The following is a 25,906-nucleotide window of genomic DNA, read 5'->3' on the forward strand; positions in this document are numbered from 1 at the left end:
CGACGCGAACAAGCGGTCCGCATCGGGTAACGGGGCTTCCGAGCCGGTCGGGCCTGCTCCCGACCTGCTCGCCCCGGGGTCTGTCATTGTCGGTTCAGCCGAGCAGCCTCCACCGGCCGCCCTTGGCGACGAGGGTCTCCAGGGCCTGGGGCATCAGCGCGGAGTGGTTCAGCGGTGTCATCCGCAGCGGGCCACTCAGGCCGTCGTTCTCCATGGACTCCAGTACGTCGCACAGCTGAACCCGGTTCGTCGTTTCGCCCCGGTCGAACGCGGTCGCCACCGCGGAGAGCGCGTCGGCGGCGAACGACGCCTGACCGTGATAGGCGCCGTACCGGGAGGTGAAGTCCTCGAACCACTGCTTGCGGTTGGCCTTGGCCGGCGTGCTCGCGATGACGTCGTCCATCGCGAGCGTCTGCGAGAACACGATCGTCGCGCCTTCGACGGCCGGCTCCGACAGGAACAGGCCGCCGGCGGCGGCGCTGTCGTAGTAGACCTGGTCACCCTGGAACCCGGCCGCCTTGAGCGCCTGTGCGGCCGGACCCGTCTGCGGGGGAAGCGCGAACACGAGCACCGCTTCGGGTCGCTGCGACGTCGACTTGCCGGCGACCAGGCTGGCGGCCTGATCCTTGAGGTTCGACCCGTCGGCCCTGTACTTCGCGTCGCCGGCCATGACGGCGCCGGAGTTGGCGATCGCGGTGGTGAGCGCGGCGTACCCGTCGGTGCCATAGTCGTCGTCGGGGTAGAGCACGGCCAGCCTGCGCGGCGGAGCGTTCGCCGGCGCGGCGTCCGGAACGATCTCGTCGAGGAGGGCGCGGACGCTGTCGGTGCCGTTGGCGCCGATCTTGAAGACGAAGTTGCGCTCGGGCGTGTCCGCGCCCCGGGCCGCGACCCTCGTCGACGGGGCGAGCGAGATGAGCGGCACCTGCTTCTCGTTGGCAACCTTGGTCCCGTTGAGAGCGCATCTGCTGCACGCACCGGAGATGATTGCGGAGACAGAGGAGTCGCCGGCGAAGTCGCTGATCTGGTTCACCGCGAGCTCGGGGTTCGACTGGTTGTCGCGGATCACGACCCGCAGCCGGCGCTCGCCCAGGACGCCGCTGGCGTTGATCTGCTCCTCCTGGAGCCGCAGCGCGCGCTGGTGCGCGTTTCCGACGTCGGCAAGGGAGCCGGTGAGCTCCAGCGTCGCGGCGACCACGAGTTCGGGAACGTCGGCGGAGTCGTCCGTCAGGGAACAGCTTGCTCCCGACAACAGGAGAACCAGGACCCCCAGGACACGCATGGCGCTCTTGCGCACCACGTCGCCACCCTCCTAAGTGGACATCCACACCCGATCGCGCGAACCACCGGCGGCGTTGGTAAATACCGCAAACCGGTGGGAGATGAACCCTTGGAGGGCATGCCGCGATGCGGCGGGTTCGCGGGCCGCCGCAATGTCCGATGAGGACATACCTTGCCAACGCATGGCGACCCGGTCAAGTTCCAGATTCACCTTTATCGTTGCTCAATCAACGTAAATGTTGACCACAGCCACTGTGACCTCGAACGATGCCTATGAAATGCTGTGGCGACGCAGCACGTTCCGGGCCCGATGTCACAAGCGGTCGGCCCTTACCGATGGGTTACCCGAGGGCCGGGCTTCCCTTTGGTGGTCAGTCGTGGTGAAATGCCGCGGACGATCAGTCGGATTCGCGATGAGCGTCGCCCCTGGAGTGTGCGCTGTGGGCAGAACACCGATCCACCCAGCAGATGGCCAGCGCCGTGATGCAACCGAGGAGACGCGCAGATCCATGCCTGGACCGCGCCGGTCAGACCGGTCCCCCAACGGTAACCGGGGTCGACGGCTCATGCCGAGCCTGGCCGATGTCCGGATCAGGACAAAGCTCGGATTGATCCTCATCATTCCGGTGCTCGCGATCCTGACCCTGACCGTGCTGCGCCTGAACGACTCGAACAACCAGGCGCAGGATGCGGCTCAGATCGGTGACCTCACCAACGTGTCGAACCGGGCGACCGCGCTCGCGCACGAGCTGCACAGGGAGCGGATGGCGGCCGCGGCGGTCATCGTCGCGAGGGGCGCCGAGGCGAAGACCAAGGACCCGATCACCCAGGCGTTCAACGGCCAGATCGCCCGCACCGGCACGGCCACCAACAACTACAACACCGCGGCACGGCGGCTCGACTCGGTGCCCGACGCCATTCAGGACCGCCTCGACAGCATCGACGGACTGTTCAACAATCTTGGCGGCCTCCGGAACTCCGTCACGGGCAACGGCGTGGCGCCGGCCAGCCTGCCCGAGTCGATGCAGCGCTACGGCCTCATCATCGGTGAGCTGGTCTCCTACCTGCAGGACGTCAGTCAGGCCACGGCCGACCCGCGCCTGTCCGACTCGCTGATCGCGGCGGCGGCGTTCTCCCGCGCGAAGCTTCTCGTCGGTTCGCAGCAGGCTGTCGCCTACGAGGCGCTCCGCTCGCAGAACGGCGCGCAGCAGTACTCACAGTTCATCGCCAGCCTCACCGGCCAGGAAGAAGCGCTGGACCAGTTCCTGGCGGCCGCGACGAACAACCAGCTGGCCGTGGTCGACCGGGTGATCGCGGGTGACGCGATGCAGCTGGCCGACAACACCACCGCCGACCTGTCCCGGATCCTCGCCAGCGGCACCCCGGAGTTCGAGCCGACCTTCCCCGCCCTCGCCGACAGCGCGCTCGGTTCCGTCAGCGACCTGATGCGCACCGCCGAGGTGCAGATCGACGCCGACCTGTTGACGCTGACCCGCGACGTCACCACCGACGTGCAGCGGCAGGTGCTCATCGAAGCGGCCATCATCATCGCCGTCCTGCTCATCCTGATCGCGCTGGCGTTCTTCACCGCCCGGTCGATGGCGCGCACGCTGCGCCGCCTGCGCGACGGCGCGCTGCGCGTCGCCGAGCGTGAGCTGGCCGAGGCGGTCGGTAGCCTGCAGGACTCCAAGGCCATCGGCCAACGCACGCCGGACGAGATCGCGGCGTCGGTGCCCGACGCCATCGGCATCAAGACCCGCGACGAGATCGGCGAGGTGGCACAGGCCTTCCAGGTCGTTCTCCGGGAAGCCGTCCGGATCGCGGCCGAACAGGCCGTCCTGCGCGCGAGCGTCTCGGCCATGTTCCTCAACCTGGCCCGCCGCTCGCAGACCCTGGTCGACCGGATGATCGGTCAGCTCGACCGGATCGAGCGTGGCGAGGAGGACCCGCAGCGGTTGGCCCAGCTGTTCCAGCTCGACCACCTCGCCACCCGGATGCGTCGTAACGACGAGAACGTTCTCGTGCTCGCCGGCGCCGACACCAGCCCGCCCCGGTCGGAGGACGCGCCGCTGGCCGACGTGCTGCGTGCCGCGCAGTCCGAGGTCGAGCAGTACGAGCGCATCGAGTTCGGCGCGGTCGACGACGACGTGTCGATCGCCGCGCACGCGGTCAACGACGTCGTGCGGCTGCTCGCCGAACTGTTCGACAACGCGGCCCGGTTCTCGCCGCCCGACACCTCCGTCATCGTCGAGGGTCGGCGGATCGGCGACACCGGTTACATCCGCATCGAGGACCGCGGCCTGGGAATGACCCAGGAGGAGGCGGCGGCGCACAACGCGCGGTTCGCCGCTCCGCCCACCATCGATGTCACCACGTTCCGGATGATGGGTCTGGCGGTCGTCAGCCGCCTCGCCTACCGGCACGGCATCCAGGTGTTCGTGCAGGGCAACCCGGCCGGTGGAACGGTTGTCGAGCTGAAGATGCCCGGCGGCGTGCTGGTGCTGCCGGTCACCCGCCAGATCAGCAACCTCGGTTCCGCCGGCGCGCCGGCGGTCGAGGACCGGTGGCGCCAGTCGCCGCCGCTGCCGCAGCGCTCGGCGCGGGCCGAGGAGCAGCCGCAGCTCGGTGGCGCACACCAGCCCTCGCCGTTCGGCCAGCAGCCGGCCCCCGCCTACGGCTCGTTCGGTTCACAGCCCCTTGGTTCACAGCCCCTTGGTTCACAGCCCCTTGGTTCACAGCCCCTCGGCGCGCAGCCGGGCCAGTTCCAGCCGCAGCTTCCGCAGCGCGAGGCCCAGCAGACCCAGCCCGTGCAGCCCGTCCAGGCGGCGCAGCCCGCGCAGTTCGCGGCGCCGCAGGCGCAGTTCGGCACGCCGTTGTCGGCCTACGCCACTCAGTCACATCAGATCGGGTCACATCAGATCGGGTCACCTCAGATCGGGGCACCGCAGTTCGGGGCGCAGCAGGCGCAGGCTCCGCAGATCGCGCCGCCGCCGGCGCACATGCCGCTGCCGCCGGTGCAGAACGGTGGCAGCCGCCAGCTCGGTGCCTCCGCTCCCCCGGCGTGGCCGGTGTTCCCGCCGACAGAGGCGGCCGACACCACGCAGCAGCTGCCGGTCCACCGCGGCACCGGTGACGACCGCTGGGCGGGTCTGGTCGCTCCGGCGCCCGCGCCAGCCCCCGAGCCGGAACCCGAGCCGGAGCCGCAGCGGACGGTCAACGTCGACGACACGACCGAGATGCCCATCTTCCGCGAGATCGAGGCCAGCTGGTTCCGCACCCACGGCCACAGCGCCACGCGGAGCTGGCAGGAGCCGGAACCGGGCAGCACCGGCGAAAGCCAGGAGACGCAACCGGTCTACGCCGGTCAGTCCGCGTCGCGCACCAGTGCCCTGCAGGGCAGCACCGTTCAGACCACGACCGTTCCGGGTGCCGCCACCCCGGTCGGCGCGACCAACGGTGGTTCGGCCGCCGCGAACGGCCAGAACACCAACGGTCAAGCCAATGGGGGCGCGAACCCGTCGGCCGGTTCCGGTGAAGCCACCGAATCCGGCGACATCTGGCGCACCCGGGCCGACGCGGGATGGCGGGCCGCCGCGGCGGCCGCCTCCCCGCCGGTCAACGACCGCACCAGATCCGGGCTTCCGAAGCGCCAGCCGCGTGCACAGCTCGTCCCCGGCGGGGTGAGCGAGCGGCCGGTGCAGCGAAGCGCCAGGGACCCCGAGGAGATCCGCGGCAGGCTCGGTGCCTACCACCGCGGCGTCCGTCGGGGACGGGCACTCGCCACCGATGGCGGCGGGGCCAACGGAACAGGAACGAACGAGGGGAACGATCGATGAGCGGTACAGGCCACATGCACCGCATGAACTGGCTGCTCAACACCTTCGCACAGGAGGTGGCAGGTGTCGCTCACGTGGTTGTCGTGTCGGTCGACGGGCTGCTGCTCGCCGGCACCGACGGCCTGCCCGACGACCGCGCCGAGCAACTCGCCGCGATCACGGCGGGTCTGGTGAGCCTGACGTACGGTGTGTCCCGGCACTTCGAAGGCGGTACGGTGCACCAGACCATCGTGGACATGGATCAGGGATCCCTGATCACGATGGCCATCGGTGACGGGTCGTCGATCGCGGTGCTCGCGGCACGACAGACCGACGTCGGTCAGATCGGCTACGAGATGGCGCTGTTGGTGGAGCGCGTCGGCAAGGCGCTCGCGCCTGGTCGACGGGACGCCGTCACCACCGGCGCTGAGTGGTAAAGAACGCTAACGCACCACTGAGGGGGTTGGGAGGACCATCCCGATGGGCCGGGCCGATGACGATCCACGGGGGCGCCTGGTGCGCCCGTACGCGGTCACCCGTGGTCGTACCGAGGCGACCCGCACGATAGCCATCGAGGCGTTGCTGGAGACGACCACCCGTGGGACGCAGGAATCCCACTACGGTGACCGTGACCGCCGACGCATCATGCAGTTGTGTGGTGAACGACCTCAGTCACTGGCGGAAGTCGCCGCCCATCTACGCCTGCCCCTGGGCGTGGCCCGGGTGGTCGTCGACGACATGGTCAGTGCGGGACTGCTGCTCCTGCACGAAATCGGCGACCCGGGTGACTTCTCCGAGCGCATCGACGTTCTCGAAAGGGTACTCATTGGACTCCATCGGCTCTGACCGATCGGGCCGCTCCGGCAGGGTCCGTTCCGCGAAGATCGTGGTGGCCGGCGGTTTCGGTGTCGGAAAGACCACGCTCGTCGGCGCGATCTCCGAGATCACGCCCATGACGACCGAGGCGCTGATGACGTCGGCCGGCCTGTCGGTCGACGACGTGTCGAAGGTTCCCGACAAGACGACCACCACCGTGGCGATGGACTTCGGCCGTATCACCTTCAGCGACGACCTGATCCTGTACCTGTTCGGTACGCCCGGCCAGTCCCGCTTCTGGTTCATGTGGGACGAGCTGATCCGGGGCGCCCTGGGCGCCCTGGTTCTGGTCGACACGCGCCGGGTCGAGGACAGCTTCGCCGCGATCGACTTCTTCGAGAACCGGGAACTGCCGTACGTGGCGGCGGTCAACACGTTCGAGGACGCGCCGCGCTACGACACCGACGAGGTCCGCGAGGCGCTCGCGATCCCCGAGAGCGTGCCGCTGGTCTTCTGCGACGCGCGCCTGCGCGAGTCGGTGCGGCACGTGCTGGTCGTCGTGGTGCAGCAGGCGATCCAGACGCTGCGTGCCCAGCAGCGGCACGTCAACGCCCTGGGCTGAAACCCCGGAACGGGCCGGCGCGTCGACGCGCCGGCCCGTTTTCCGTGTCTCAGGCCAGAAAACCCGTCACCGCCTCGGCGATGGCGTGCTCCTCGTCGGTCGGTACGACGCAGACGGCGACCCGGGCGTCGTCCCGCGAGATGACCCGCGCCCCCCGGCCGTCGTTGCGGTCCGGGTCGACCGCGATGCCCCACCCCTCGAGGCCGGCGAGGCTCGCGGTCCGCACCGCGGACGAGTTCTCCCCGATGCCGGCGGTGAACACGACGGCGTCGAGCCGGCCCAGCGTCGCGTGGTAGGCACCGACGTACCGGCGGATCCGGTGGCAGTACACGTCGAAGGCCAGCGTCGCCGCCTCGTCGCCCTCGGCCCGCCGCCGCTCGACGGTGCGCATGTCGTTGTCGCCGCAGAGGCCGGCCAGCCCGCTGCGGTGCTGCAGCAGGGTGTCCACTTCGGACGGTGACAGCCCGGCCCGTTCGAGGAAGCCGGGCAGCGCCGGATCCAGGTCGCCGCAACGGGTTCCCATGACCAGCCCTTCCAACGGCGTGAAGCCCATCGACGTCTCCACGCTCCGTCCACCGTGGACGGCCGTCACGCTCGCGCCGTTGCCGAGGTGCAGCACCACCAGGTTGAGGTCGGCGAGCGGCCGGTCGAGCAGCGCCGCGGTACGGCCGGCGACGTACTCCACCGAGATGCCGTGGAACCCGTACCGGCGGATGCCGTGCCGGGCGGCCACCTCGCGGTCGATCGCGTACGTCGCGGCCACCGGCGGCAGGTCGGAGTGGAAGGCGGTGTCGAAGACCGCGACGTGCGGCACGTCGCCGAACGTCGCGCGGGCCGCCTCGATCCCGGCCACGGCACCGGGGTTGTGCAGCGGCGCCAGCGGGGTCAGGTCGCGGATCGCCGCGACGGTGTCGTCGTCGAGCAGCGTCGGACGCACGAACCGGTCACCGCCGTGCACCACCCGGTGGCCGACCCCGTCGGGGGTGCCGCCGCTCAGGTCCTCGAACACCGCGCGCAGCGCCTCGGTGTGGTCGGCGGGCCCGTCGGCCTCCCCGATCCGTTCGACGACGCCCTTCCCGCCGGCCCCGGGGTCGGCCGGGTCGACCAGCCGGTACTTGATGCTCGACGAGCCGCTGTTTAATACCAGGATCACGCAGAGGAGGCTATCCGCAGATGGCCACGATAGGGCTCGCACTGGGTGGCGGCGCCGTCCGGGGCGCGGCACACATCGGTGTGCTCGCCGCGTTGGAGGAGGCCGGCCTCGCGCCGGCGGTCATCGCCGGCACCAGCGCCGGTGCGGTCGTCGGCTCGCTGTACGCCGCCGGAATGAGACCGGCGGAGATCGCCGACATGGCGCGCAAGCTCCGGTGGACACGGCTGGTCCTACCGGCGATGAACCGGCGGGCGCTGCTCGACACCGCACGGCTGGGCCGGTTTCTCGACCAGACCCTGGGCAGCCGCGCGTTCGCCGACCTCGAGGTGCCCTTCGCCGCGGTGGCGGCGGAGCTGACCACCGGCGCCCGGATCGTCATGTCCGAGGGACCGGTCGCCGACGCGGTGCTCGCCAGCGCCGCGATCCCCGGGGTGTTCCCGCCGGTGACCCGCGACGACCGGCTGCTCGTCGACGGCGGCCTGGTCGACCTCGTGCCGGCGGGGGTCGCCCGCACCCTGGGCGCCGACGTCGTGGTGGCGGTCGACGTGTCGGGTCCGCTCCCCCGGCGGGCGCCGACCTCGATGCTGCAGATCCTCGTCGCGGCGACCCACCTCCAGACCGGGGTCGCGGAACAGCTGGCCGTCGAGGCCGACCTGGTGCTCGCGCCGGAGGTCGACGAGTTCGCGTTCTGGGAGCTCTCGCGCATCCCGGAGTTCGAGCGGGCCGGCCGGGAGGCCACGGAGCGGGCGCTGCCGGTGCTGCGCGCGCTGCTCGACGTGGTCGAGGCCCGTCGTGAGTGGCTCGGCCCCAAGGAGATCGGCCCGGAAAAGACCTGATCGGCGGTTTTTCTCAGACCCACGGCCGAACGTCCGATTGGACCCTGGGCGAAATAGCGGGCCAGTCGTCACATCCGGGGGGCGTGAGACGCATGGTGGCGGGATCAACCGTTGCGGTGACCATCAAACGAAATCGACTCGTGGGGTGGCTGGCCGACCGTTCGGTCGGCGTGAAGAACCTCGTGACGGTCGCCGTGGTGGCCGCGGTCGCCATCGGCATCGGCGTCCTCTCGATGGCCCGGATGTCGGAGCTCAACGCCAACGTCGACAAGCTGGAGACCTCGAACCTCGAGAGCATGGCCCAGCTGGTCCAGATGCGGCAGGGCGTCGGCGAGATGTACCGCGGCCTGAGCCTCTACGGCTTCAGCGTCAGCGACCCGCAACTGGGCCCGCTGGGGCGGCAGACGGTGCGCGACGCCGACGCCATGATCCAGAACGCACTCACGACGTACCGCGACCGGACCGCGGGCTCGGCGGCCCGGCAGACGCAGGTCGAGGCGTTCTCGTCCACGTTCACCCGGTACACCTACCTGCGGAACAGCCTCGTGTTCCAGGAGAAGCCGCCCGCCGGCGTCTCCCTGCCCACCGACTACGCGGCGCAGTCCAAGCTGTGGGAGGACTCCGAGAACGCGATGAACGCGGCGCTGGCCACGCTGCAGAAGCTGGAGACCGACGAGGCCAAGGCCCGCACCGACGAGGGCAACGCGCTGTACAACCGGGCCCGCCTGTGGGTCATCGGCCTGCTCGTCGTCGGCCTGGTGGTGGCGCTGCTCTTCGGTCTGTGGGTGAACCGGCTGATGACCGCCCAGCTGCGGTCGGTGGCCACCTCGCTGAGCGGCATGGCCAGCGGCGACCTGACCCGCCGGGCCGAGGTGCGCGCCCGCGACGAGCTGGGGTCGATGGCGGACTCGGTCAACCGGGCCGCCGACGGCATCCGCAGCACGTTGGAGACGCTCACCAGCGGCGCGCACACGCTCGGTCAGAGCGCCGAGCAGCTCGCCCAGGTCACCGTCCGCATCGGGCAGAGCGCACAGGAAGCCGCCGACCAGGCGAACATCGTGGCAGGCGAGGCCGGCACGGTGTCCCAGAACGTCCAGACGGTGGCCGCGGGTGCCGAGCAGATGAACGCCTCGATCCGGGAGATCTCCCAGAACGCCAACGACGCCGCGCGGGTGGCCTCCGACGCCGTCGGCGTCGCCGAGACCACCAACCACACCGTGGCCAAGCTCGGTGAGTCGTCGACCGAGATCGGCAACGTGGTCAAGACGATCACGGCGATCGCCGAGCAGACCAACCTGCTCGCGCTCAACGCGACGATCGAGGCGGCCCGGGCCGGCGACGCCGGCAAGGGCTTCGCCGTGGTCGCGAGCGAGGTCAAGGACCTGGCGCAGGAGACCGCGCGGGCCACCGAGGACATCTCCCGTCGGGTGGAGACGATCCAGTCCGACACCTCCAACGCGGTCGAGGCCATCGCCGAGATCAGCCGGATCATCGCGAAGATCAACGACTACCAGCTGACCATCGCCTCCGCGGTCGAGGAGCAGACGGCCACGACCAACGAGATAGGCCGCAGCATCGGCGACGCGGCCAACGGCGCCGGGAACATCGCGCACACGATCTCCGGCGTGGCCGACGCCGCGCAGGCGACGACCAGCAGCCTCTCCGAGGCCGACCGCACCGTGAACGAGCTGGGCCGGTTGGCCCGCGACCTCCAGAGCTCGGTCGCCCGCTTCCGCGTCTGAGCGGAAAGGGCGACGTGAAGCGGACCCGTTGGAGCACGTGGCCGGTCACCGCGGTGCTCGTCGCCGTGCTGCTCGCCGCCGGCTTCCTGTCCCTGCGGCAGATCGCCGGCTCGGCGTTCGACCACCTGGAGAGCGTCGCGGCCGCCGAGGACGCGCAGCGGCTGCGGATCGCGCTGGACTACGAGCTGCAGCTGATCTCGAACTTCGGCGCCACGAACTCGATCTGGGACAGCAGCTTCGCCGACGTGCGGGACGCCGACGCCGAGACGTTCGCCGCCGACTTCCCGCCCGCCGACATGCGCGAGGACTACGGGCTCGACGGGGTCGTGGGCGTCGGGCCGGACCTGTCGATCCGGGTCGGCGGGCTGATCGACGGCGGGAACCGGCTCGTGCCGCTGCCGGCCGAGCTCGCCTCGCCGGCCGTGCTCGGCACGCTCGTCGACCCCGCCGCGGCGGCCGGCGAGGAGCGCTGCGGCGTCACCTCCGTGACCGCCGTCCCGTACGTGTACTGCGGCTTCGCCAGCTACCCGACCGACAGCTCCGGACCCGCGTCCGGTGGCCTGATCTTCCTCAAGGCCCTGTCCCCCGAGCGCCTCGCCGAGCTGGGTGCCGGCATCGGCCTACCCGTCACGCTGACCACGCGGTCGCCGTCGGGCGAGGTCCTCACGCTCGGGAGCCGCCTCGGTGACCTGCGGGTCGACACCCGGATCCTCGACGGCGACCGCATCGCGTTCGACGTCGCCATCCCGACGACGGGCGGTCCGACGGTCGTGGTGGAGGCGGTGCGCGAGCGTCCGATCCACCGCACCGCCAACGCCACCCTGCTGCGCATGTTCCTGCTGACCCTCGCCGCGGGCGCCGTCCTGGCGGTCGTCGTCACGGTGCTGATCCGGCGGGCCATCCGCCAGAAGGTCGCCCCGCTGCGGCGCGTCGCCGAGGGCGTGACCGTCGCCGGCGACCGCGGGCTGCGGGTCGGCGGCGACGAGCCGGGTGAGATCGGGGCGCTCGGCCGCGCCATCGACACCATGCTCGACACGATCGCCGCCCGGGAGATCGACCTCGACCGGGCCAACGCCGACCGCGAGGAGCACATCCGGGCCGCCTACGCCGAGCGGCGGCAGTCCGAGCAGCGCGAACGCAAGCGGGCGCAGACCCTCATCGACGACACGATCGCCACCGTGGTGGCCGAGCTGCGCGAGGTCGTCGACCAGACGGCGTCGGTGCGCGAGGCGGCCGACACCATCGACGCCCGGGTCGGCGAGGCGAACACGATCACCCGCGAGGTGGTCGGCAGCGCCGGGCAGGCCGACCAGGTCGCCGCCGAGATGTCGGAGAGCCTGCGGCGGGTCGGCGGCATCGCCAAGATGATCGCCGACGTCGCCCGGCAGACCAACCTGCTGGCGCTCAACGCCTCGATCGAGGCGGCCCGGGCCGGTGCGGCGGGCAAGGGGTTCAGTGTCGTGGCCGGCGAGGTGAAGAACCTGGCCGACACGACCGCGCGGTCCACCGGCGAGATCGCGGTGACCATCCGGGCCGTCGAGGAGAACGCCGCCGCGATGGCGGCCACGATGACCGCGATGACCGCCGGCATCGGCGACATCGAGTCGGCGACCGCGCAGGTCGGTTCGGTCACCAGCGAGCAGAACTCCAGCGTCGACCTCCTCGCCACCAGCGTGACCGCGGCGATCGGCCGGATCGAGACGATGGTCGACCTCACCGAGCAGCTGGAGCGGCGCGGGTTGCCGCGGGCGGCGATGACCGGCCCGATCCGGCTGACCTTCGGAGGGCGCGACTACACCGGTCAGCTCGTCGACCTCAGCGAGAGCGGGCTGCGGTGCTCGGTGCCGGCCGACGCCCCGATGCGCGAGGGCGACGCGATCGACGCGCACGTGCCGCTCGGCGGCGACCGCACGGTCACGGTGCGGGCGGAGGTCATGCACTACCGGGCCGACGGGCTGTCCGTCGACGTCGGCCTGCGCTTCGTCGACCTGTCGCCGGCGCTGCTCGACGAGATCGCGCTGACCGTCACGTCCGCGCTGGGACTGCGCTGACCCACGTGAGCGCGTCCTCGGCCGACATCGGGCGGGCGAACAGGTAGCCCTGCCCGTACTCGCACTGGGCGGCGACCAGCAGCTCCCGGTCCGCCGCGGTCTCGATGCCCTCCGCGACCACCGCGAGCCGCAACGCGTGCGCGAGCCCGATGATGCCCTTGACCAGCTCGTACTGCGACACCGACGTGGTGATCGTGTCGACGAACGACTTGTCGAGCTTGATGAGGTCCACCGGCACCCGGTGCAGGTAGCTCAGCGACGAGTAGCCGGTGCCGAAGTCGTCGATCGCGATCCGTACGCCAGCACCGCGCAACGCCTCCAGCTCCGCCTCGATCCGCTCCTGGTCGCGACCGGCGAGCACGAGGCTCTCGGTGATCTCCAGGACCAGGCGGTCGGCGGGCAGGCCGTGTTCGGCCAGCGCGCGCTGCACCAGGTCGACGAAGCCGGGCGCGCGGAACTGCCGGGGCGACACGTTGACCGACACGTAGGCGGCGCCGCCCCAGGTGACCGCCGTGGCGACCGCCGTGCGCAGCACCCACTCGCCGAGCTGCACGATGAGGCCGCTCTCCTCGGCGATCCCGATGAAGTCCAGCGGCGGCACCATCCCGCGCGACGGGTGGTGCCAGCGTACGAGGGCCTCGAAGCCGCGGAGCTGCCCCGGTCCGAGCGCCACGATCGGCTGGTAGACCAACCGGAACTCGCCGTTGGTGATGGCCCGGTCGAGCGCGGCCTGCAGTTGCAGCCGCTCCAGGATGCGGGTGTGCAGCGTGGTCTCGTAGCGGCAGACGCGACCCTTGCCGCCGTTCTTGGCCATCGCCAGCGCGATGTCGGCCCGGCCCAGCAGCTGCACGCCGTCCTCGGCGTCGGCCGTTCCGGTGGTCACCGTGCCGACGCTGGCGTTGCAGGTGACGACGCCGGCGCCGGGCAGCCGGAACCCCTCGGCGAACGCGGCGAGCACCGCCGCGGCGGGTGTCTCCACGTCGTCGGACTCCACCAGCACCGCGAACTCGTCGCCACCGATCCGGGCCAGGGCGTACCGCGGCGAGAGCACCCCGACCAGCCGTCGGGCGACGGCCGCGAGCAGCTCGTCGCCGGTGTGGTGACCCATGGCGTCGTTGATGACCTTGAAGTCGTCGAGGCCGACCAGCAGCACCCCCACCGGCCCGCCGCCCGCGACGGTCTTCTCCAGGCGCTGGGTGAACAGGGCCCGGTTCGGCAGCCCGGTCAGGTCGTCGTAGTAGGCCCGGTGCAGGAGCTCGCGCTCCAGCCGCCGGTGCTCGGTCACGTCGCGCAGGGTCACCACGACGCCGGCCACCGTCGGCTCGTGCCGCAGGTCGCGGCAGGCCACCTCGAGCTGCCTGCCGGGCAGCGTCCAGTCGGCGAGCCCGGGTGCCCCGGTGCCGGCGCGTACCGCGCGCAGGAGGTTCCGCACCGGGGACTCGACGAGGTCGGGCAGCGCCGAGCCGACCGGGTCGCGGCCGAACATCGCCGCCGCCGACGGGCTGGCGTACCGGACGCGGTCGGCGTCGTCGAGGATCAGGATGACGTCGGAGGCGTTGAGCACGAGCGTCCGGAAGTAGGCCTCGCTCTCCCGTTGGACGATTTCCGCGCCGGCGGCCAGGCCGTCGAGGGCCAGCGCCGCCTGCCCGGCCAGGACCTGGGCCGCCTCCTGCAGCGTCACCAGCGCGGCGTCGTCGGCGTGGATGTCGAGCGACCCGGTGACGCGGCGGCCGAGCAGCGGGCAGCGCAGCATCCGGTCGCCGGACGCGGTGCGCAGGATCTCCATCTCGCGCCGCGGAGCCGGTTCGCCGGTCGTCACCACCACCCGGTGACCGGTGTGCGGCGGCAGCAGGTCCGCCACGGCCGCGCCGACGGCGGTGAGCACCTCCTCGACGGTGGCCGCGGCGAGCAGCGCGGCACCGGCCCGGCGCAGCCCCAGCTCGCGGGCCACCGACTGCCGGTGCCCCGCCACCACCCCGGACAGCCGGGCCACGACGAGGCCGAACAGCACCGCCGACGACACGCCGATCATGAGCGCGTCGCGGACCTCGCCGGTCAGCGCCTCGGTGACGAGCACACCGGGCGGGATCAGCGCGGCCAGCCCGAGCAGGGCCACCCGTTGCCGGCCCGCCTGGGTGGCGCGCAGCAGCCTCGGCTCGGTCAGCTCCGCCATCGACGGGTGCAGCGCGGCCAGTCCGATCGCCGGGTAGATGAGGACGTAGAGCGCGTCCACCACGCTGCCGACCTCGCCGTTGCCGGTCATCTGGAGCACCGCGTACGCGATGTCGGCGAACAGCAGCATGCCGAGGCCGACGACCAGCAGGGTCACCGCAGTGCTGGGACGCATGCTCGTCGCCATCCGGATCAGGACGGTCACCAGCAGCACGTCGCACAGCGGGTAGGCGACGGAGGTCGCCCGGGCGGGCAGCGGCACGTCGGGCGCGGCGATCAGCGGGTCGATCAGGAAGATCCACGTCAGCAGGCCCAGGCCGCAGGTGAACGTCAGGGCGTCGAGGAGGCTGGCGGTGTCACGTACCCCGGCGCCCGACCGCACCAGGCCGATCAGTCCCAGTCCCAACAGCGGGTACATGGACAGGTAGAGCGCGTCGGCGACCGTCGGGAACGCGGGGGTGGTCTGGTAGGTGGTGATCACGTCGCCGGTCGACAGCGTCGCCACCCCGGCCGCGATCAGCAGCCAGGGCAGCCGTCGGCGCGGGCGGTTGCGTGCCGTACCGGCGCCGACCGCGGCGAGCGTGGCGAGGCCGATTGCCGCCGCGAAGACCCAGCTGACGCCGGGAGCCGCGAAGTAGAGCGCGACGGCCACGGTGATGACGCCGCCGTACCCGATCATGAGCCTCCGGGTCACCCAGACCCATCGGCACCGCGGCCGCCGACTGTAGGTTTCGACCGGATCGCGTAGGTTCAACCCATGGCCGACTCACCGAGGATCGAGTCCGTTTCGTGGGGACGCATGGAGGTGGCCGGTCTCGGCACCGGCAAGGACTTCAAGCTCTACCCCGGCGGCGGCCGGGAGTGGGACTGGAACGAGACCGGCACGCGGCACAGCCCGGGCATCCAGCCGGGCGACGTCGAGGAGCTCATCGACAACGGCGCCACGGTGGTCGTGCTGTCGCGGGGAATGGAGCTGCGGCTCGAGGTCGACCCGGCTACGCTCCAGGCCCTCGACGCCCGCGGCGTCGCGGTGCACGTCGCCGAGACCACGGAGGCGGTGCGCGTCTACAACGAGCTGGCCGCCACCCGGGCGGTCGGCGGACTGTTCCACTCGACCTGCTAGCCGGGAGGTGCGGGCCGTGCCCCGCTACGCCGACATGTTCGTAGACCTGACCGAGGACCCCCGCGCCGACCCGCCCGGCAGCGGCGACGAGCGGGCCACGCTGCTCGGCTTCCTGGCCTGGCAGCGCGGCACGCTCGAGCTCAAGTGCGCCGGGCTCACGCCCGAGCGGCTCGCCCGGCGGTCGCTGGAGCCGTCGATGATGTCACTGCTCGGGCTGGTGCGGCACCTGGCCGACGTCGAGCGCGGCTGGATCCGGCGCGGCCTGGCGAAGCACGACGCGCCGAGGCTCTTCCCGGGTGCCGACGAGGACTTCACCGGTGCCGTGGCCGATCCGGCGGTCGTCGACCACGCCTGGGAGGTGTGGCGGGCCGAGGCCGCGTTCACCGACAGCTTCGCCCGCGAGGCGCCGATGGACGTGTCGCTCCCCGACGCCGACCGCGGCCCGCTCTCGCTGCGCTGGGTGCTGGTGCACCTCGTCGAGGAGTACGCCCGCCACAACGGCCACGCCGACATCCTGCGCGAACGTATAGACGGCCGGGTCGGTCAGTAGAGGGGCCTGTTACCGCGGATCCGGCCGGCCGGGTCGACCTGCCGCTTCACCGCCCTCAGGCGGTCGAGGTCCGCCGTGGTGTAGGCCGCGTCGATCCCCCGGCCGCCGAGGAAGTTCACCGGGACCCGCGGAGCGCACTCCGGTCCCATCGCCTGCCGCACGGCGGCGAACGACGCCGCGATCGCCTCCGGCGCACCCGGGAACGCCGCGACGCCGAGCAGGAACAGCAGGTGCGAGGCGTCGTGCGGGCCGGCCACCCCGTCGCGGCCGGGCTCGGCGTAGGCGCCGCCGAGGTGGCGCACGGCGGCCACCGTGAGCGCGGTCCCGCTGCCCTTGCCGACGACGGCCAGCAGCCGCTCGATGACGTCGCCGTCGAACCGGTGCAGCAGCATGCTGCTGTCGAGGGCCGGCATCGGGTCGACCGGCTCGGCCGCGATCTCGCCCAGCCGGCTGACCGGCACCGCGCCGACCGTGTCGTGCACGGCGGTACCCGCCTGCCGGATCGTGTAGAGCAGCGGGGTCAGCGCCGCCTCGCTGCCCAGGTACGTCACGTCGACGACCGCGAAGGTGTTGCCGCGCAGCGGCTCCGGCACGTCGGGGATCGGCGGGAAGTGCGTGATGCCGGCCCACAGCGTCAGCTCGCGCGGCGCGACGGCCGACAGCTCGCCCACGGCGCCGAGCACGGCGGCGGCCTGCTCGCCGGGGAACATCAGCTTGCCGCCGGTGAGCAGCGGCTCCTCGTACAGGTCGAACTCGACGGCGGTGACGATGCCGAACTCGCCGCCACCGCCGCGCAGCGCCCAGAAGAGCTCCCCGTCGGTCACCCGGTGGAGCTCGCCGTTCGCGTCGACGAGCTCGATCGCGGTGACCGACCGCGAGGCGGGCCCGTACTTGCGGGTGAACCAGGACAGGCCGCCGCCGAGGAGGTACCCGACCACCGTGACGTCGGGGCTGGAGCCGGCCAGCGCGATCAGCCCGGTGCCGTCGAGGTGCGCGAGCAGCGTCCCCCATTTCACGCCCGCGCCGACGCGGGCGGACCGCGCGGCGACGTCGACGGAGATCTCGTCGAGGGGGGACGTGCGCAGCAGCATCGTGCCGTCGAGGGCGCTCGTGGCGCCGTGGCCGTTGGGTTGGGCCGTCACGGCCAGTCCCTCCGCCGCGGCGTGCTTCACGGCCGCGACGACGTCGTCGACGTCACGGACGGTCACCACCATGGCGGGCTGCTGGTCGACGGCGACGTTCCAGGGCATGCGGGCGAGGTCCCAGGTCGGGTCGCCCGGTCGGATGATCTCCAGGTTCTGCATGCGATCAGCCTGCGCACCGCGCGCCGTGGTTCCCATCCCACCAGTCTGGGCAGGTCGTCCCCCAGATTTGTGGGATACCCGGATCTTGGCCCGGGTGACATGATCGCGGCGTGGCGAGCATGCGCGTGGAACAGGTACAGGCCCGATTATCGGCTCTGGCGGCGGCCGGGCTCGACGTCAGGCAGTTCGAGGCGGCGACCCTGCAGCTGCTGCGGGGCGCGATCCCGTACGACGGGGCCTGCGTGGGGACCTCCGATCCTGACACTGAGTTACTCACCGGGCATTTCAAGCTGAACCTCCCCGACCACCTCGACGAGGAGTTCGCCCGCTTCGAGTACGAGACCGACGACGTCAACAAGTTCACCGACGTCGCCCGGCGCGCCACTCCCGTCGGCCTGCTCAGCCACGACACCGACGGCGACCCGGCACGCAGCACCCGGTTCCGCGAGCTCATCCGGCCGCACTTCTCCTACGGTCACGAGCTGCGGGTCGCGTGCCGCTACGACAACGCCACCTGGGGCGTCGGCTCGCTGTACCGGGAGGTCGGCGCGGCCGGCTTCAGCACCGCCGAGGCCGACGTGCTGGCCCGGCTCGCGCCGCTGATCGCGCTCGGCCTGCGGGCCGCGCTGGTGGTCGACGCCGTGGAGACCGCCACCGCGGTGAACGGCCCGGCCGTGATCGTGGTCGACTCCGCCAACGAGGTGACGCAGGCCTCCCCCGCCGCGGCGGAGCGGGTCGCCGAGCTCGGCGGCGACCTGTGGGGCGTGCTGCCGTTCGCGGTCATCGCGACGGTCGCCACGGCCCGCGCGCACGCCGCCGGTCGGCAGGTCGGGCTGGCCCGGGGCCGCTACCGCACGCCGGCCGGCCGGTGGCTGGTGGTGCACGCGGCGCCGCTCGCCTCGCGCGACGGGTCGGCCCGCAGCGTCGTGGTGACCATCGAGGAGGCCGGCCCGCCCGACGTGGTCCCCCTGGTGATCGCCGCGTTCGGCCTGACCGGCCGCGAACGCGACGTGGTGACCCACGTCCTCCAGGGCGCCGGAACGTCGGACATCGCGAAGGCCCTGCACCTGTCGCCACACACGGTGCAGGACCACTTGAAGTCCATCTTCGACAAGGCCGGCGTCCGCAGCCGCAAGGCGCTGCTGGCGAGGGTCTACTTCGACCACTACCACCCCGGCCGCGAAACCCCCCACACCCTGACCCCCTCAGGCCGCCTGGCGGCGGCCTGACCCGCCCCGCGCGCCCCGCCGCCCCGCCCCGCGCCGCCCCTTCCGGCGCCGATCTTGCAGTTGTGGCCGCACCAATGTGGCGATATTCCCATTCTGTCGGGGGCCACAACTGCAAGATCGGCGGGAAGAGACACCCGCACGGTGCGGGGCGGCCTCAGAACGGCCAGTCGGCCGACTGGCCGCGTTCGATGAGGGGGATCATGCGGAACGTGGCGTCGGTCAGGCCGCCGAACTCGAAGCGGTTGCGGGTGCCGGCGTCGAACGCGGTGCGCTTGTAGCCGCCGAGGTTGAAGCCGTACAGCGGGACGTCGCGCGGCACGACCTCGGTGACGTCGCCCGCTCCGTACTGCGGGGCGAACGTCTGCATGTCGGAGAACACGAACACGCGGACGTGGTCCTTGCGCAGCGTCTTCCGGACCGAGTCGGCGATCCGGGTGGCGTGCCCGACCTCACCGACCCGCTTGACGAACGCGTCGACCTCGCGGATCACCGAGGCGCCCGGCGCCACCCGGTGCTCGAAGACCCCGTCGGCGAAGCCGTGCAGGTCGACCTCGCCGGTCCTGGCGGCCAGCGCCACCCCGAAGACGGCCGCCGCCTTGACCGGGCTCATCGTCGAGTGCTTCGAGAACCCGCGCGACGTCATCGACGACGACGTGTCGACGAGGATCAGCGACCGGCCCGGCAGAGCCGGCAGGTTCGCCAGCGACCGCTGCAGCGCCAGGTCGAGGGCGTGTCCCCACCGCAGCGACTTCACCTGCTCGTACGCGGCGAGGAACCGGTACGGGAACTGCCGCGACCGGGCCACCTCGGCCGGGTCGGACAGCTTCGCCGCCACCGTCTGCGCGACGTCGTCGGACACGCCCGCCTCGTCGAAGCCGCGGAGGTTGCGCAGCAGCGCCATGTAGCCCATCGACGGGATGACGGACTCCCACAGCCGCGCCTTCTCCACCGCCGAGCCACCCGACGACAGCACGTCCTCCCACGTCATGCCGGCCCGGGCGAGCGTGCCGGCGTCGGTGAGGGTCGCGGCGTCGGCCCGTGCCGCCGTGCGCAGCGCCGCGTTCGCGGCGACGATCCGCAGTGACGCGGGTGCGGGCCGGTCGCGGCCGTGGCGCCGGTCGATCGCGTGCCGGAACAGGTCGCCCTGCCACGGCTTGTCGGGTGCCGGGCTGGGGTGCACGAGGTCGACGACGTCGCCGAACCGGAACCCGCGCGTCGCGGTGTCGTACTTGAGGAGGCTGCGCTCGGTGTAGAGCCGCACGACCGCGTCGGCGACGCCGCGCTTGACGGGCTTCGGCACCGCGCGGCCGTAGGCGGCCATCCAGTACGCCAGCGCCTCGCCGGGCTCGTCGGCCCGCTGCAGCACCGAGGCCACGAGCTGACGCCCGCCGGGCTTGCCGGCGCCGAGCAGCGCGTGTGCCGCTTCGAGCGCGCCGACGAGCGACGCCGACCGCATGTTCGCGCCGGTGCGAAGCCACGCCAGGAACCGCGTCATCCACGCGGGATCGGCGACGGCGACCGCGTGGACGAGCCCGGCGAACCGCGCGTCGCGGTCGGATGCCTTCTCGTAGAAGGTGTTCTCGCCGACGAAGTTGGCGACCGCGAGCAGGAAGAGCTCGCTCTTCGCGTCGTGCGCGTAGCCGGCGCCGCCCTCGTGCGTGACGCCGGACGGGGTCGCCTCGGCGACGATCGGGCCGCGGCCCGTGAGGCGGGCCTTCAGCTTGTTGAACTTACCCATGCGACAACTCCTCTCGACGCCGGAAGAAGGGCCCGTACCGAGGTCCGCTGGACGTCGGCACGGGCCCTGAGGGTGCCCGAGATCAGGGTCGGCCACGGTACATGTCGCTCTGCCAATTGAGCTACAGCCGCGGGAATAGCGGCTGGCGGGACTCGAACCCGCAACCTCCCCATTATGAGTGGAAGTAACCGTATGCCTTCGCACCGGGCACCGGTGCTTCTTGTGGTGGTGGTGCTTCTATGGACCTCCCGAGATCGAGGCGGTGTGCGGAGTGCCCACGCCATGTGGTGAGCCATGCCCCGTTGGTCGGGGCACAAGGATTCGAACCTCGAAGTATCCGTACACCTGCGCACCGGGAGGTCACAGTCACAGGCCCCGGTGTCGAACCGGGCCGTCCGCCCGTATGAAAGGCGGCTGGGCAGCCAACGCCCGCCTGCGTACCCTTGCGTACCCCCGGCCGGAATCGAACCAGCGACCTCGACACTCGGAACGTCGCGCTCTACTCCCCTGAGCTACGAGGGCATGTGTATTCAGTTGTGTCGTGGACCGATGGGGAGTCGAACCCCACACGTCAGGCTTGCAAGGCGAGACTGTGCACCAGCACCCAGCCCATCTGTTTCCGTTGCGCCAGAGCGGACCGCGGGGATCGAACCCGCGTCTTCGGTGTGGAAGACCGACGTGAGCAACCAGCCTCACCAGATCCGCACAGCAGCCGATGCGGGACTCGAACCCGCTCTGTCTGATCGAGAGTCAGACGGCCTACCCATAGCCCAATCGGCCAAGCAGTGTCGTATTGCTCGTGTTGTATTCGTGATACGACACAGTCCGGGACCCGAGAATCGAACTCGGTGTGTCCTGCTCCCAAAGCAGGCGGGTCAACCAGCTCCCTCGCCCCGGAGGTGAAAGTCACGTGAAAAGAAGAGCCGCCCTGCCGGTGGAATCCGGGGGCGGCGTCGACGCGGAACGCTGGATGCGTTACCCGCTACGCCTGCCCGGCCCTGGCTCTGTCGCTGAAGACCGAGTCGCTGAAGACCGAGTCGCCGACAACCGATCCGCCGAAGAACGAGTCGCCAACGGCTGAACCGCCGACGCGAACTCCACGGCTGCGGCCATCATGGGTTCTGCCGTTATGACCGCGGCGGTGGGCATGTTCGCGCCACCGGTGGGCATCGCCCGCCGGATCTGCCGCTCGATTCCCTCGAAGCGGTTCGCGTTCATGATGCCCTCCCTTCGGCGATTGTCTTCAACAGGCCGTCACGCTTACAGAAAGAGTACGGCCCCCACGCAACCCCCGCAACGCTTTTCTCTGTCGTTTGTCAGCGGCGGTGGGTCCGTGCGAAGTCACCGCGACCGGCGCGCCGAGCTCCTCCTCCACCGCGGCGGCCCAGTCCTCCGGCTCCGGGTCGTAGCGGGGAACCGTGTTCTCGAGCCGCCGGGTGAGCGCCTCCTGCCGGTCGAGGTCGCCGGCCGGTCCGGGCACGAGCCGGTCGGTCCAGTCGTAGCGGCGGCACATCCGCACGCCGCGTCCGGCGACGTCGAGGTGGGTCAGCGCCAGCGCGTCGACGCCGCCGCACACGTCGAGGGCGTACCGGTGGGCGACCGCGTCGAAGTGCCCGACGCGGAACGGTCCCTGCCACGGGTTCGTCGGATTGTGCGGATCGGTCAGGTCCAGGGCGGGATCCTCGGTGACCAGCGGACCCGGCCCGTGCCGGGTGGTGAACGTGCGCAGCACCCCGAGCCGCAGCGCGTCGCGGCCGGCCAGCAGTTCCTCCGCGTTGGCGAACGTGGTGGTGCTCCACGTCGTGTACGGGTGGAACCCGTGCCATTCGTCCAGCAGCACGCCCTGTGCGCCTTCGAAGACGACGGTTCCCGTGTCGAGAAGCCGCTCCAGGAAAGCACCGTCCACGATGGACACCGCCGACGCGAACGCGGTGAAAGCGTCGACGCACGCGTCGACCGGCGGCGCGTCCAGCGGTCCCAGCTCGTCCTCGAGCCGACCGCGCAGCCGCGACAGCTTGTGCCGCAACAGCTCCGGGTCGCGGCAGTCACCGACGTGCGGCGCGGCGTCGGGGTGGGCGAGCAGGTAGGCCATCGTCTCGCCGACGCCCATCCCGCACGACCCGTGCCGGTCCGCGCCCCGGGCCAGCTCCCGCGCCCGGTTCGCGGCCCGGTGGTACGGGGTGGCGAGCGGCGCGCCGGCGTCGACGGTGAGACGGCTCAGTGCGTCTCCGACTCCCAGCGCCACGAGATGGTCGGCCTCGACCACCAGCGCCAGCGGGTCGACCACCATGAACCGGCTGAGGTGCGTACGCACCCCGGGCCGCAGCGTTCCCGACCCGAACTGGGCGAACGTGTGGCGCCGGCCGTCGGGCAGGACCACCGTGTGCGCGGCCTGCCCGCCCCCGTTGAACCGGACCACCGAGATCGCCGGCTCGTCGCCGGCGGAGGCGACCGTCCGGACCGGCCGGCTCGCGCACAGCCAGTCCACGACGGTCCCCTTGCCGGCGTCGCCGAACCCCAGATCGACGACGACGATGTGCATTACAACCGCGCGACCCGGTCGGTGCCGTCGGTCGGCGGCAGCGTCGACGTCGTGACCCCGCGCCGCGCGGGGATCCGGGCCAGCGCCTTCGACACCGTGCCGACGACCTCCGGGTCCTGCAGGTCGGACAGCCCCTGGTCGAGGTCGATCGCGCCCTCGCCGAGGCCGACGGTGAGCCCGATCGTCTCGCAGGCCGCGTCGAGGTCGTCGAGCTCCAGCGCATTCTGGCCGAGGAGCTTGCGCCAGAACCCGAGGACCTTGTCGTTGCCCGCGTACGCGGTGCCCGCCGGAAGCAGGAAGTACGTGTCGTACATCCGGGTCACCTCGCGCACGACCGTCGACAGTGGAACGTCCTCTGTGGACGTCTCGCCGAGGATGTCGCGCCGGTGCTTGCCGAACACCTTCGGGTAGGCCATCTCGTCGCCGATGATGAACAGGTACCCGCGGCGGCCGCGCTTCTCGAAGCAGTCGATCGACGTGTGCCGCGCCATGAAGTGCATCGCCAGCTCGTACGACTCGGTCATCTGCCCACCGCCGCCGCCCTCGAGCACGATCCGGCCGAGGTCCTCGTCGAGCCGGTTGTCCGACTCGAACTGCCCGACCTGCAACGGCACCCGGTCGCAGGTGGCGTCGCCGATCGCGCCGAACATGATCTGCGGGTCCTTCGCGTACCCGTTGCGCAGCAGGAGCCCGAACAGCTGCGGCAGCTTCTGCTGCAGCGTGCGCGGCACCGTACCCATCGAGCCGGTGACGTCGAACAGCACCGAGATCGCCACCGACTGCGGGTGCTCGTCGGAGTCACGGCTCTCCCGCATCGTGACGCCGTGCGGGTTCAGCGAGTCGTGGACGCGCCGCGCCCCGCTGTCGCTGTAGGCGAAGGCACTCGTGCCGGTGGCCCGACGGTACCGCTTCGCCGCGTCGTAGACGTCGGTCGACCAGCTTCCACTTCCCATCGTCGCTCCCCTTTCAGGAGACAGGATCGAGCCGGAACGGCCGGAACCGTCGCGGCCCGTACAACGAGACGAGCACCCCGTCGAGCTCGTCCAGCAGGCGCCACGCGTCGTCCGGTCGCGCGGCCAGTGACGACAGTGCGCAGCCGGCGGCGAACGACCGCAGCGGATCCGGGATCTTCGGACCCAGGAGCCAGGTCATGCAGCGCGTGGCCATCGCGATGTCGGTGCCCGGCCCCGGCGTCTGTCGCTTGTGGACCTCCGCCGGGTACCAGTCGGCGAACTCCGGTACCAGGGCCGGGATCCGCTCGTCGGGGAGCGCCGAGTAGCACCAGTCGACGAGCACCAGCCCGTGGTCCCCCGGTTCGATCAGCACGTGCGTCGGCAGCACCGCGCCGTGCACCAGCCCGGCCCGGTGGGCGAACCCGACGGCGACGAGCAGCCGCCGCCACATCCACGCCGCGTCGCGCGGGTCCAGCCCGTCCGGGTACGCGTCACGCACCTCGACGAGGCTGTGCAGACCGTGCGCCGATCCGAGAACGTTGACCTGCCGGTCGGCGCCGGTGACCTCGTCGCGGTGGCGGAACGTCTCCACCAGGCGGGGCACGTACGGCAGGAACCGCGGGTCGCCGACCTCCTCCAGGGTGCGCAACGCCGTCGCTTCGCGCTCCATGAGGTCGTTGTTCGCCGGGCTACGCGGCAGCTTCAGGATCCTCGCCCCGCCGACGTCGTACAGGTCGGCGAGGTCGCCCTCGTAGCGCAGGTCGGTGAGGCGGTACTCGCCGAGCTTCGTGCGGATGGCCGTGCCGTGCCGGTCTCCCCACAGGCGCGCGAGCCGCACGAACGCCGCCGCCGCGTCCGGACCGGACGCGACATCCGGGTGCAGAGCCCGCGCCAGTTCGCGGTAGCGCCGCGCCGGGTGGTCGGTGCCGAAGAGGTCCACTGTGGACGACGCGGTGAGCACGGCCCGGATCGCGTCGGTGGTGTTCACCGGACCGACTCCTCGTGTGCGGGCCGCAGGAGCGGCGGGTGCAGCACCCGCGCGTCGCCGGGCCGGTAGAGGCGGGCCCGGGGACCGCCGCGCGGCCCGCCCCGCTCGGTCGACGTGCCCGTGCTCTCCACGAAACCGGGCACCGACAGCACCTTGCGGTGGAAGTTACCGGCGTGCAGGGTGCCGCCCCACACCGTCTCGTAGACCGCGCGCAGCTCGGCGATCGTGAACTCCTCGCCGACGAAGCTGGTCGCCAGCGGCGAGTATTCGAGCTTGGCGCGGGCACGCTCCAGACCGTCGAACAGGATCTGCGTGTGGTCGAAGGCGAGCCGGCGCGTGGTGCCCGGACGCTGCCGCGCCGGCCGCGTGCGGTCGGGCTCCTCGTGGGTCGCCTCGGGCAGCCCGAGCAGCGCGATCGGCACCCAGGCCGCGGCGCGGGCGTCGGTGCCGCTGGCCGGGTCGGGCAGGTCGGGCGCCAGGGCCATGTAGGCCACCGAGATGACGCGCATGCGCGGGTCCCGGTCGGGTGCGCCGTAGCTGGCCAGCTGCTCCAGGTGCACCCGGCGCAGCGTGGTGAGCCCGGTCTCCTCGGCCAGCTCCCGCGCCGCGGCGCCGTACAGGTCCTCGGCGGGACGCACGAAGCCGCCCGGCAGCGCCCACGCCCCCTCGTAGGGCGGGCTGCCCCGCTGGACGAGGAGCACGTTGAGCGCCGCGTCGCGGATGGTGAGGGCAACCACGTCGACGGTGACCGCGACGGGCGGAAACGCCCGCGGATCGTACGAGGCGAGAAACTCTTCTTCGGTCATTGTGGTTGCCCTCGCTCCGAGACCTTCTCAGTCCAAGTATTTCTAAGAACGAGAACAACCTAGCATCGACTCACCCTGAGAACAACCCCCTCGGGTTGGCCCGGTGCGCGGCGCCCTCCGCCCCTCTCCAGGCGCCGATCTTGCACTCGTGGCCCCCGATGAAGGCGGCAAATCCGGACATAGAGGCG

19 protein-coding genes and 5 tRNA genes are annotated in these 25,906 nt (G+C 71.5%); 10 read left to right on the forward strand and 14 right to left on the reverse strand.

Annotated elements, in window-relative coordinates:
- Positions 1-94: 94 nt before the first annotated feature.
- Positions 95-1,297: an ABC transporter substrate-binding protein gene (locus tag Voc01_RS19445; protein WP_203928892.1), complete on the reverse strand. Its 1,203-nt coding sequence runs from the start codon at positions 1,295-1,297 to the stop codon at positions 95-97.
- Between the two features lie 589 nt (positions 1,298-1,886).
- On the opposite strand from Voc01_RS19445, the gene Voc01_RS19450 reads away from it, so the two are divergent.
- The 4 genes from Voc01_RS19450 to Voc01_RS19465 are packed head-to-tail and all read left to right on the forward strand — an operon-like array spanning position 1,887 to position 6,531.
- Positions 1,887-5,114, forward strand: a complete 3,228-nt coding sequence (locus Voc01_RS19450; protein WP_203928893.1) for a sensor histidine kinase — start codon at positions 1,887-1,889, stop codon at positions 5,112-5,114.
- A gap of 14 nt (positions 5,115-5,128) precedes the next feature.
- Positions 5,129-5,530, forward strand: a complete 402-nt coding sequence (locus tag Voc01_RS19455; RefSeq protein ID WP_203929024.1) for a roadblock/LC7 domain-containing protein — start codon at positions 5,129-5,131, stop codon at positions 5,528-5,530.
- Between the two features lie 43 nt (positions 5,531-5,573).
- Positions 5,574-5,939 (forward strand): DUF742 domain-containing protein, encoded by a 366-nt coding sequence (locus Voc01_RS19460; protein ID WP_203928894.1) that lies wholly within the window; start codon positions 5,574-5,576, stop codon positions 5,937-5,939.
- Entirely contained in the window at positions 5,920-6,531 is a 612-nt protein-coding gene (locus tag Voc01_RS19465; RefSeq protein WP_203928895.1) for a GTP-binding protein, read from the forward strand. Before Voc01_RS19460 ends, Voc01_RS19465 begins: the two co-directional genes overlap by 20 nt.
- 49 nt (positions 6,532-6,580) lie before the next feature.
- Here Voc01_RS19465 and Voc01_RS19470 read toward each other — a convergent pair whose 3' ends face one another.
- The gene (locus Voc01_RS19470) at positions 6,581-7,684 is read right to left on the reverse strand and encodes an acetate/propionate family kinase (RefSeq protein WP_239160320.1); all 1,104 of its coding nucleotides are present in this window, start codon (positions 7,682-7,684) and stop codon (positions 6,581-6,583) included.
- A gap of 20 nt (positions 7,685-7,704) precedes the next feature.
- Between Voc01_RS19470 and Voc01_RS19475 the strand changes: the two genes are divergently transcribed.
- From Voc01_RS19475 to Voc01_RS19485, 3 genes are all read left to right on the forward strand, one after another.
- The gene (locus Voc01_RS19475; RefSeq protein ID WP_203928897.1) at positions 7,705-8,520 is read left to right on the forward strand and encodes a patatin-like phospholipase family protein; all 816 of its coding nucleotides are present in this window, start codon (positions 7,705-7,707) and stop codon (positions 8,518-8,520) included.
- Between the two features lie 116 nt (positions 8,521-8,636).
- Positions 8,637-10,262 carry a methyl-accepting chemotaxis protein gene (locus tag Voc01_RS19480; RefSeq protein WP_239160321.1) on the forward strand — a complete coding sequence of 542 codons (1,626 nt, stop codon included), beginning with the start codon at positions 8,637-8,639 and terminating at the stop codon, positions 10,260-10,262.
- A 14-nt stretch (positions 10,263-10,276) separates the two neighbouring features.
- Complete coding sequence (locus Voc01_RS19485; RefSeq protein ID WP_203928899.1) at positions 10,277-12,313, forward strand: methyl-accepting chemotaxis protein; 2,037 nt, start codon at positions 10,277-10,279, stop codon at positions 12,311-12,313.
- Here Voc01_RS19485 and Voc01_RS19490 read toward each other — a convergent pair.
- On the reverse strand, positions 12,288-15,179 hold the full coding sequence (locus tag Voc01_RS19490) for a putative bifunctional diguanylate cyclase/phosphodiesterase (RefSeq protein ID WP_203928900.1): 2,892 nt from the start codon (positions 15,177-15,179) through the stop codon (positions 12,288-12,290). The genes Voc01_RS19485 and Voc01_RS19490 overlap by 26 nt on opposite strands.
- A gap of 63 nt (positions 15,180-15,242) precedes the next feature.
- On the opposite strand from Voc01_RS19490, the gene Voc01_RS19495 reads away from it, so the two are divergent.
- Both Voc01_RS19495 and Voc01_RS19500 read left to right on the forward strand, forming a co-directional pair.
- Complete coding sequence (locus Voc01_RS19495; RefSeq protein ID WP_203928901.1) at positions 15,243-15,608, forward strand: Mth938-like domain-containing protein; 366 nt, start codon at positions 15,243-15,245, stop codon at positions 15,606-15,608.
- A 16-nt stretch (positions 15,609-15,624) separates the two neighbouring features.
- A complete protein-coding gene (locus Voc01_RS19500; RefSeq protein ID WP_239160322.1) occupies positions 15,625-16,158 on the forward strand; it encodes a DinB family protein in 534 nt (177 codons plus the stop codon).
- Here Voc01_RS19500 and Voc01_RS19505 read toward each other — a convergent pair.
- A complete protein-coding gene (locus Voc01_RS19505) occupies positions 16,152-17,462 on the reverse strand; it encodes an FAD-binding oxidoreductase (RefSeq protein WP_203928902.1) in 1,311 nt (436 codons plus the stop codon). The genes Voc01_RS19500 and Voc01_RS19505 overlap by 7 nt on opposite strands.
- Before the next feature lie 119 nt (positions 17,463-17,581).
- On the opposite strand from Voc01_RS19505, the gene Voc01_RS19510 reads away from it, so the two are divergent.
- On the forward strand, positions 17,582-18,691 hold the full coding sequence (locus Voc01_RS19510) for a helix-turn-helix transcriptional regulator (RefSeq protein ID WP_239160336.1): 1,110 nt from the start codon (positions 17,582-17,584) through the stop codon (positions 18,689-18,691).
- 154 nt (positions 18,692-18,845) lie between these two features.
- Here Voc01_RS19510 and Voc01_RS19515 read toward each other — a convergent pair whose 3' ends face one another.
- The 10 genes from Voc01_RS19515 to Voc01_RS19560 form a co-directional block, all read right to left on the reverse strand.
- Positions 18,846-20,429, reverse strand: a complete 1,584-nt coding sequence (locus Voc01_RS19515) for a TROVE domain-containing protein (protein ID WP_203928904.1) — start codon at positions 20,427-20,429, stop codon at positions 18,846-18,848.
- A 448-nt stretch (positions 20,430-20,877) separates the two neighbouring features.
- Positions 20,878-20,951, reverse strand: a tRNA-Arg gene (locus tag Voc01_RS19520).
- A gap of 20 nt (positions 20,952-20,971) precedes the next feature.
- A tRNA-OTHER gene (locus tag Voc01_RS19525) sits at positions 20,972-21,040 on the reverse strand.
- A gap of 20 nt (positions 21,041-21,060) precedes the next feature.
- Positions 21,061-21,134 (reverse strand) — tRNA-Gly (locus Voc01_RS19530).
- A gap of 4 nt (positions 21,135-21,138) precedes the next feature.
- A tRNA-Glu gene (locus Voc01_RS19535) sits at positions 21,139-21,209 on the reverse strand.
- A 44-nt stretch (positions 21,210-21,253) separates the two neighbouring features.
- Positions 21,254-21,326: transfer RNA gene (locus Voc01_RS19540), tRNA-Pro, on the reverse strand.
- Positions 21,327-21,672: 346 nt separating this feature from the next.
- Complete coding sequence (locus tag Voc01_RS19545; protein ID WP_203928905.1) at positions 21,673-22,971, reverse strand: adenylosuccinate synthetase; 1,299 nt, start codon at positions 22,969-22,971, stop codon at positions 21,673-21,675.
- Positions 22,971-23,924: a hypothetical protein gene (locus tag Voc01_RS19550; RefSeq protein WP_203928906.1), complete on the reverse strand. Its 954-nt coding sequence runs from the start codon at positions 23,922-23,924 to the stop codon at positions 22,971-22,973. The genes Voc01_RS19545 and Voc01_RS19550 overlap by 1 nt, the downstream gene beginning before the upstream one ends.
- A gap of 13 nt (positions 23,925-23,937) precedes the next feature.
- The gene (locus Voc01_RS19555; RefSeq protein ID WP_203928907.1) at positions 23,938-24,912 is read right to left on the reverse strand and encodes a protein kinase family protein; all 975 of its coding nucleotides are present in this window, start codon (positions 24,910-24,912) and stop codon (positions 23,938-23,940) included.
- Entirely contained in the window at positions 24,909-25,718 is an 810-nt protein-coding gene (locus tag Voc01_RS19560; protein WP_203928908.1) for an NUDIX hydrolase, read from the reverse strand. Before Voc01_RS19560 ends, Voc01_RS19555 begins: the two co-directional genes overlap by 4 nt.
- Between the last annotated feature and the right edge of the window lie 188 nt (positions 25,719-25,906).

The sequence above is a fragment of the Virgisporangium ochraceum genome, from assembly GCF_016863655.1.
GTDB classification, from domain to species: domain Bacteria; phylum Actinomycetota; class Actinomycetes; order Mycobacteriales; family Micromonosporaceae; genus Virgisporangium; species Virgisporangium ochraceum.

Excerpts from the sequence above, each read along its gene's own strand:
- Voc01_RS19455 (WP_203929024.1), top strand. The coding sequence starts at position 5,129 with ATGCACCGCATGAACTGGCTGCTCAACACCTTCGCACAGGAGGTGGCA.
- Voc01_RS19460 (WP_203928894.1), top strand. The coding sequence starts at position 5,574 with ATGGGCCGGGCCGATGACGATCCACGGGGGCGCCTGGTGCGCCCGTAC.
- Voc01_RS19475 (WP_203928897.1), top strand. The coding sequence starts at position 7,705 with ATGGCCACGATAGGGCTCGCACTGGGTGGCGGCGCCGTCCGGGGCGCG.
- Voc01_RS19495 (WP_203928901.1), top strand. The coding sequence starts at position 15,243 with ATGGCCGACTCACCGAGGATCGAGTCCGTTTCGTGGGGACGCATGGAG.
- Voc01_RS19505 (WP_203928902.1), bottom strand. The coding sequence starts at position 17,462 with ATGCAGAACCTGGAGATCATCCGACCGGGCGACCCGACCTGGGACCTC.
- Voc01_RS19510 (WP_239160336.1), top strand. The coding sequence starts at position 17,582 with ATGCGCGTGGAACAGGTACAGGCCCGATTATCGGCTCTGGCGGCGGCC.
- Voc01_RS19515 (WP_203928904.1), bottom strand. The coding sequence starts at position 20,429 with ATGGGTAAGTTCAACAAGCTGAAGGCCCGCCTCACGGGCCGCGGCCCG.
- Voc01_RS19545 (WP_203928905.1), bottom strand. The coding sequence starts at position 22,971 with ATGCACATCGTCGTCGTCGATCTGGGGTTCGGCGACGCCGGCAAGGGG.
- Voc01_RS19550 (WP_203928906.1), bottom strand. The coding sequence starts at position 23,924 with ATGGGAAGTGGAAGCTGGTCGACCGACGTCTACGACGCGGCGAAGCGG.
- Voc01_RS19560 (WP_203928908.1), bottom strand. The coding sequence starts at position 25,718 with ATGACCGAAGAAGAGTTTCTCGCCTCGTACGATCCGCGGGCGTTTCCG.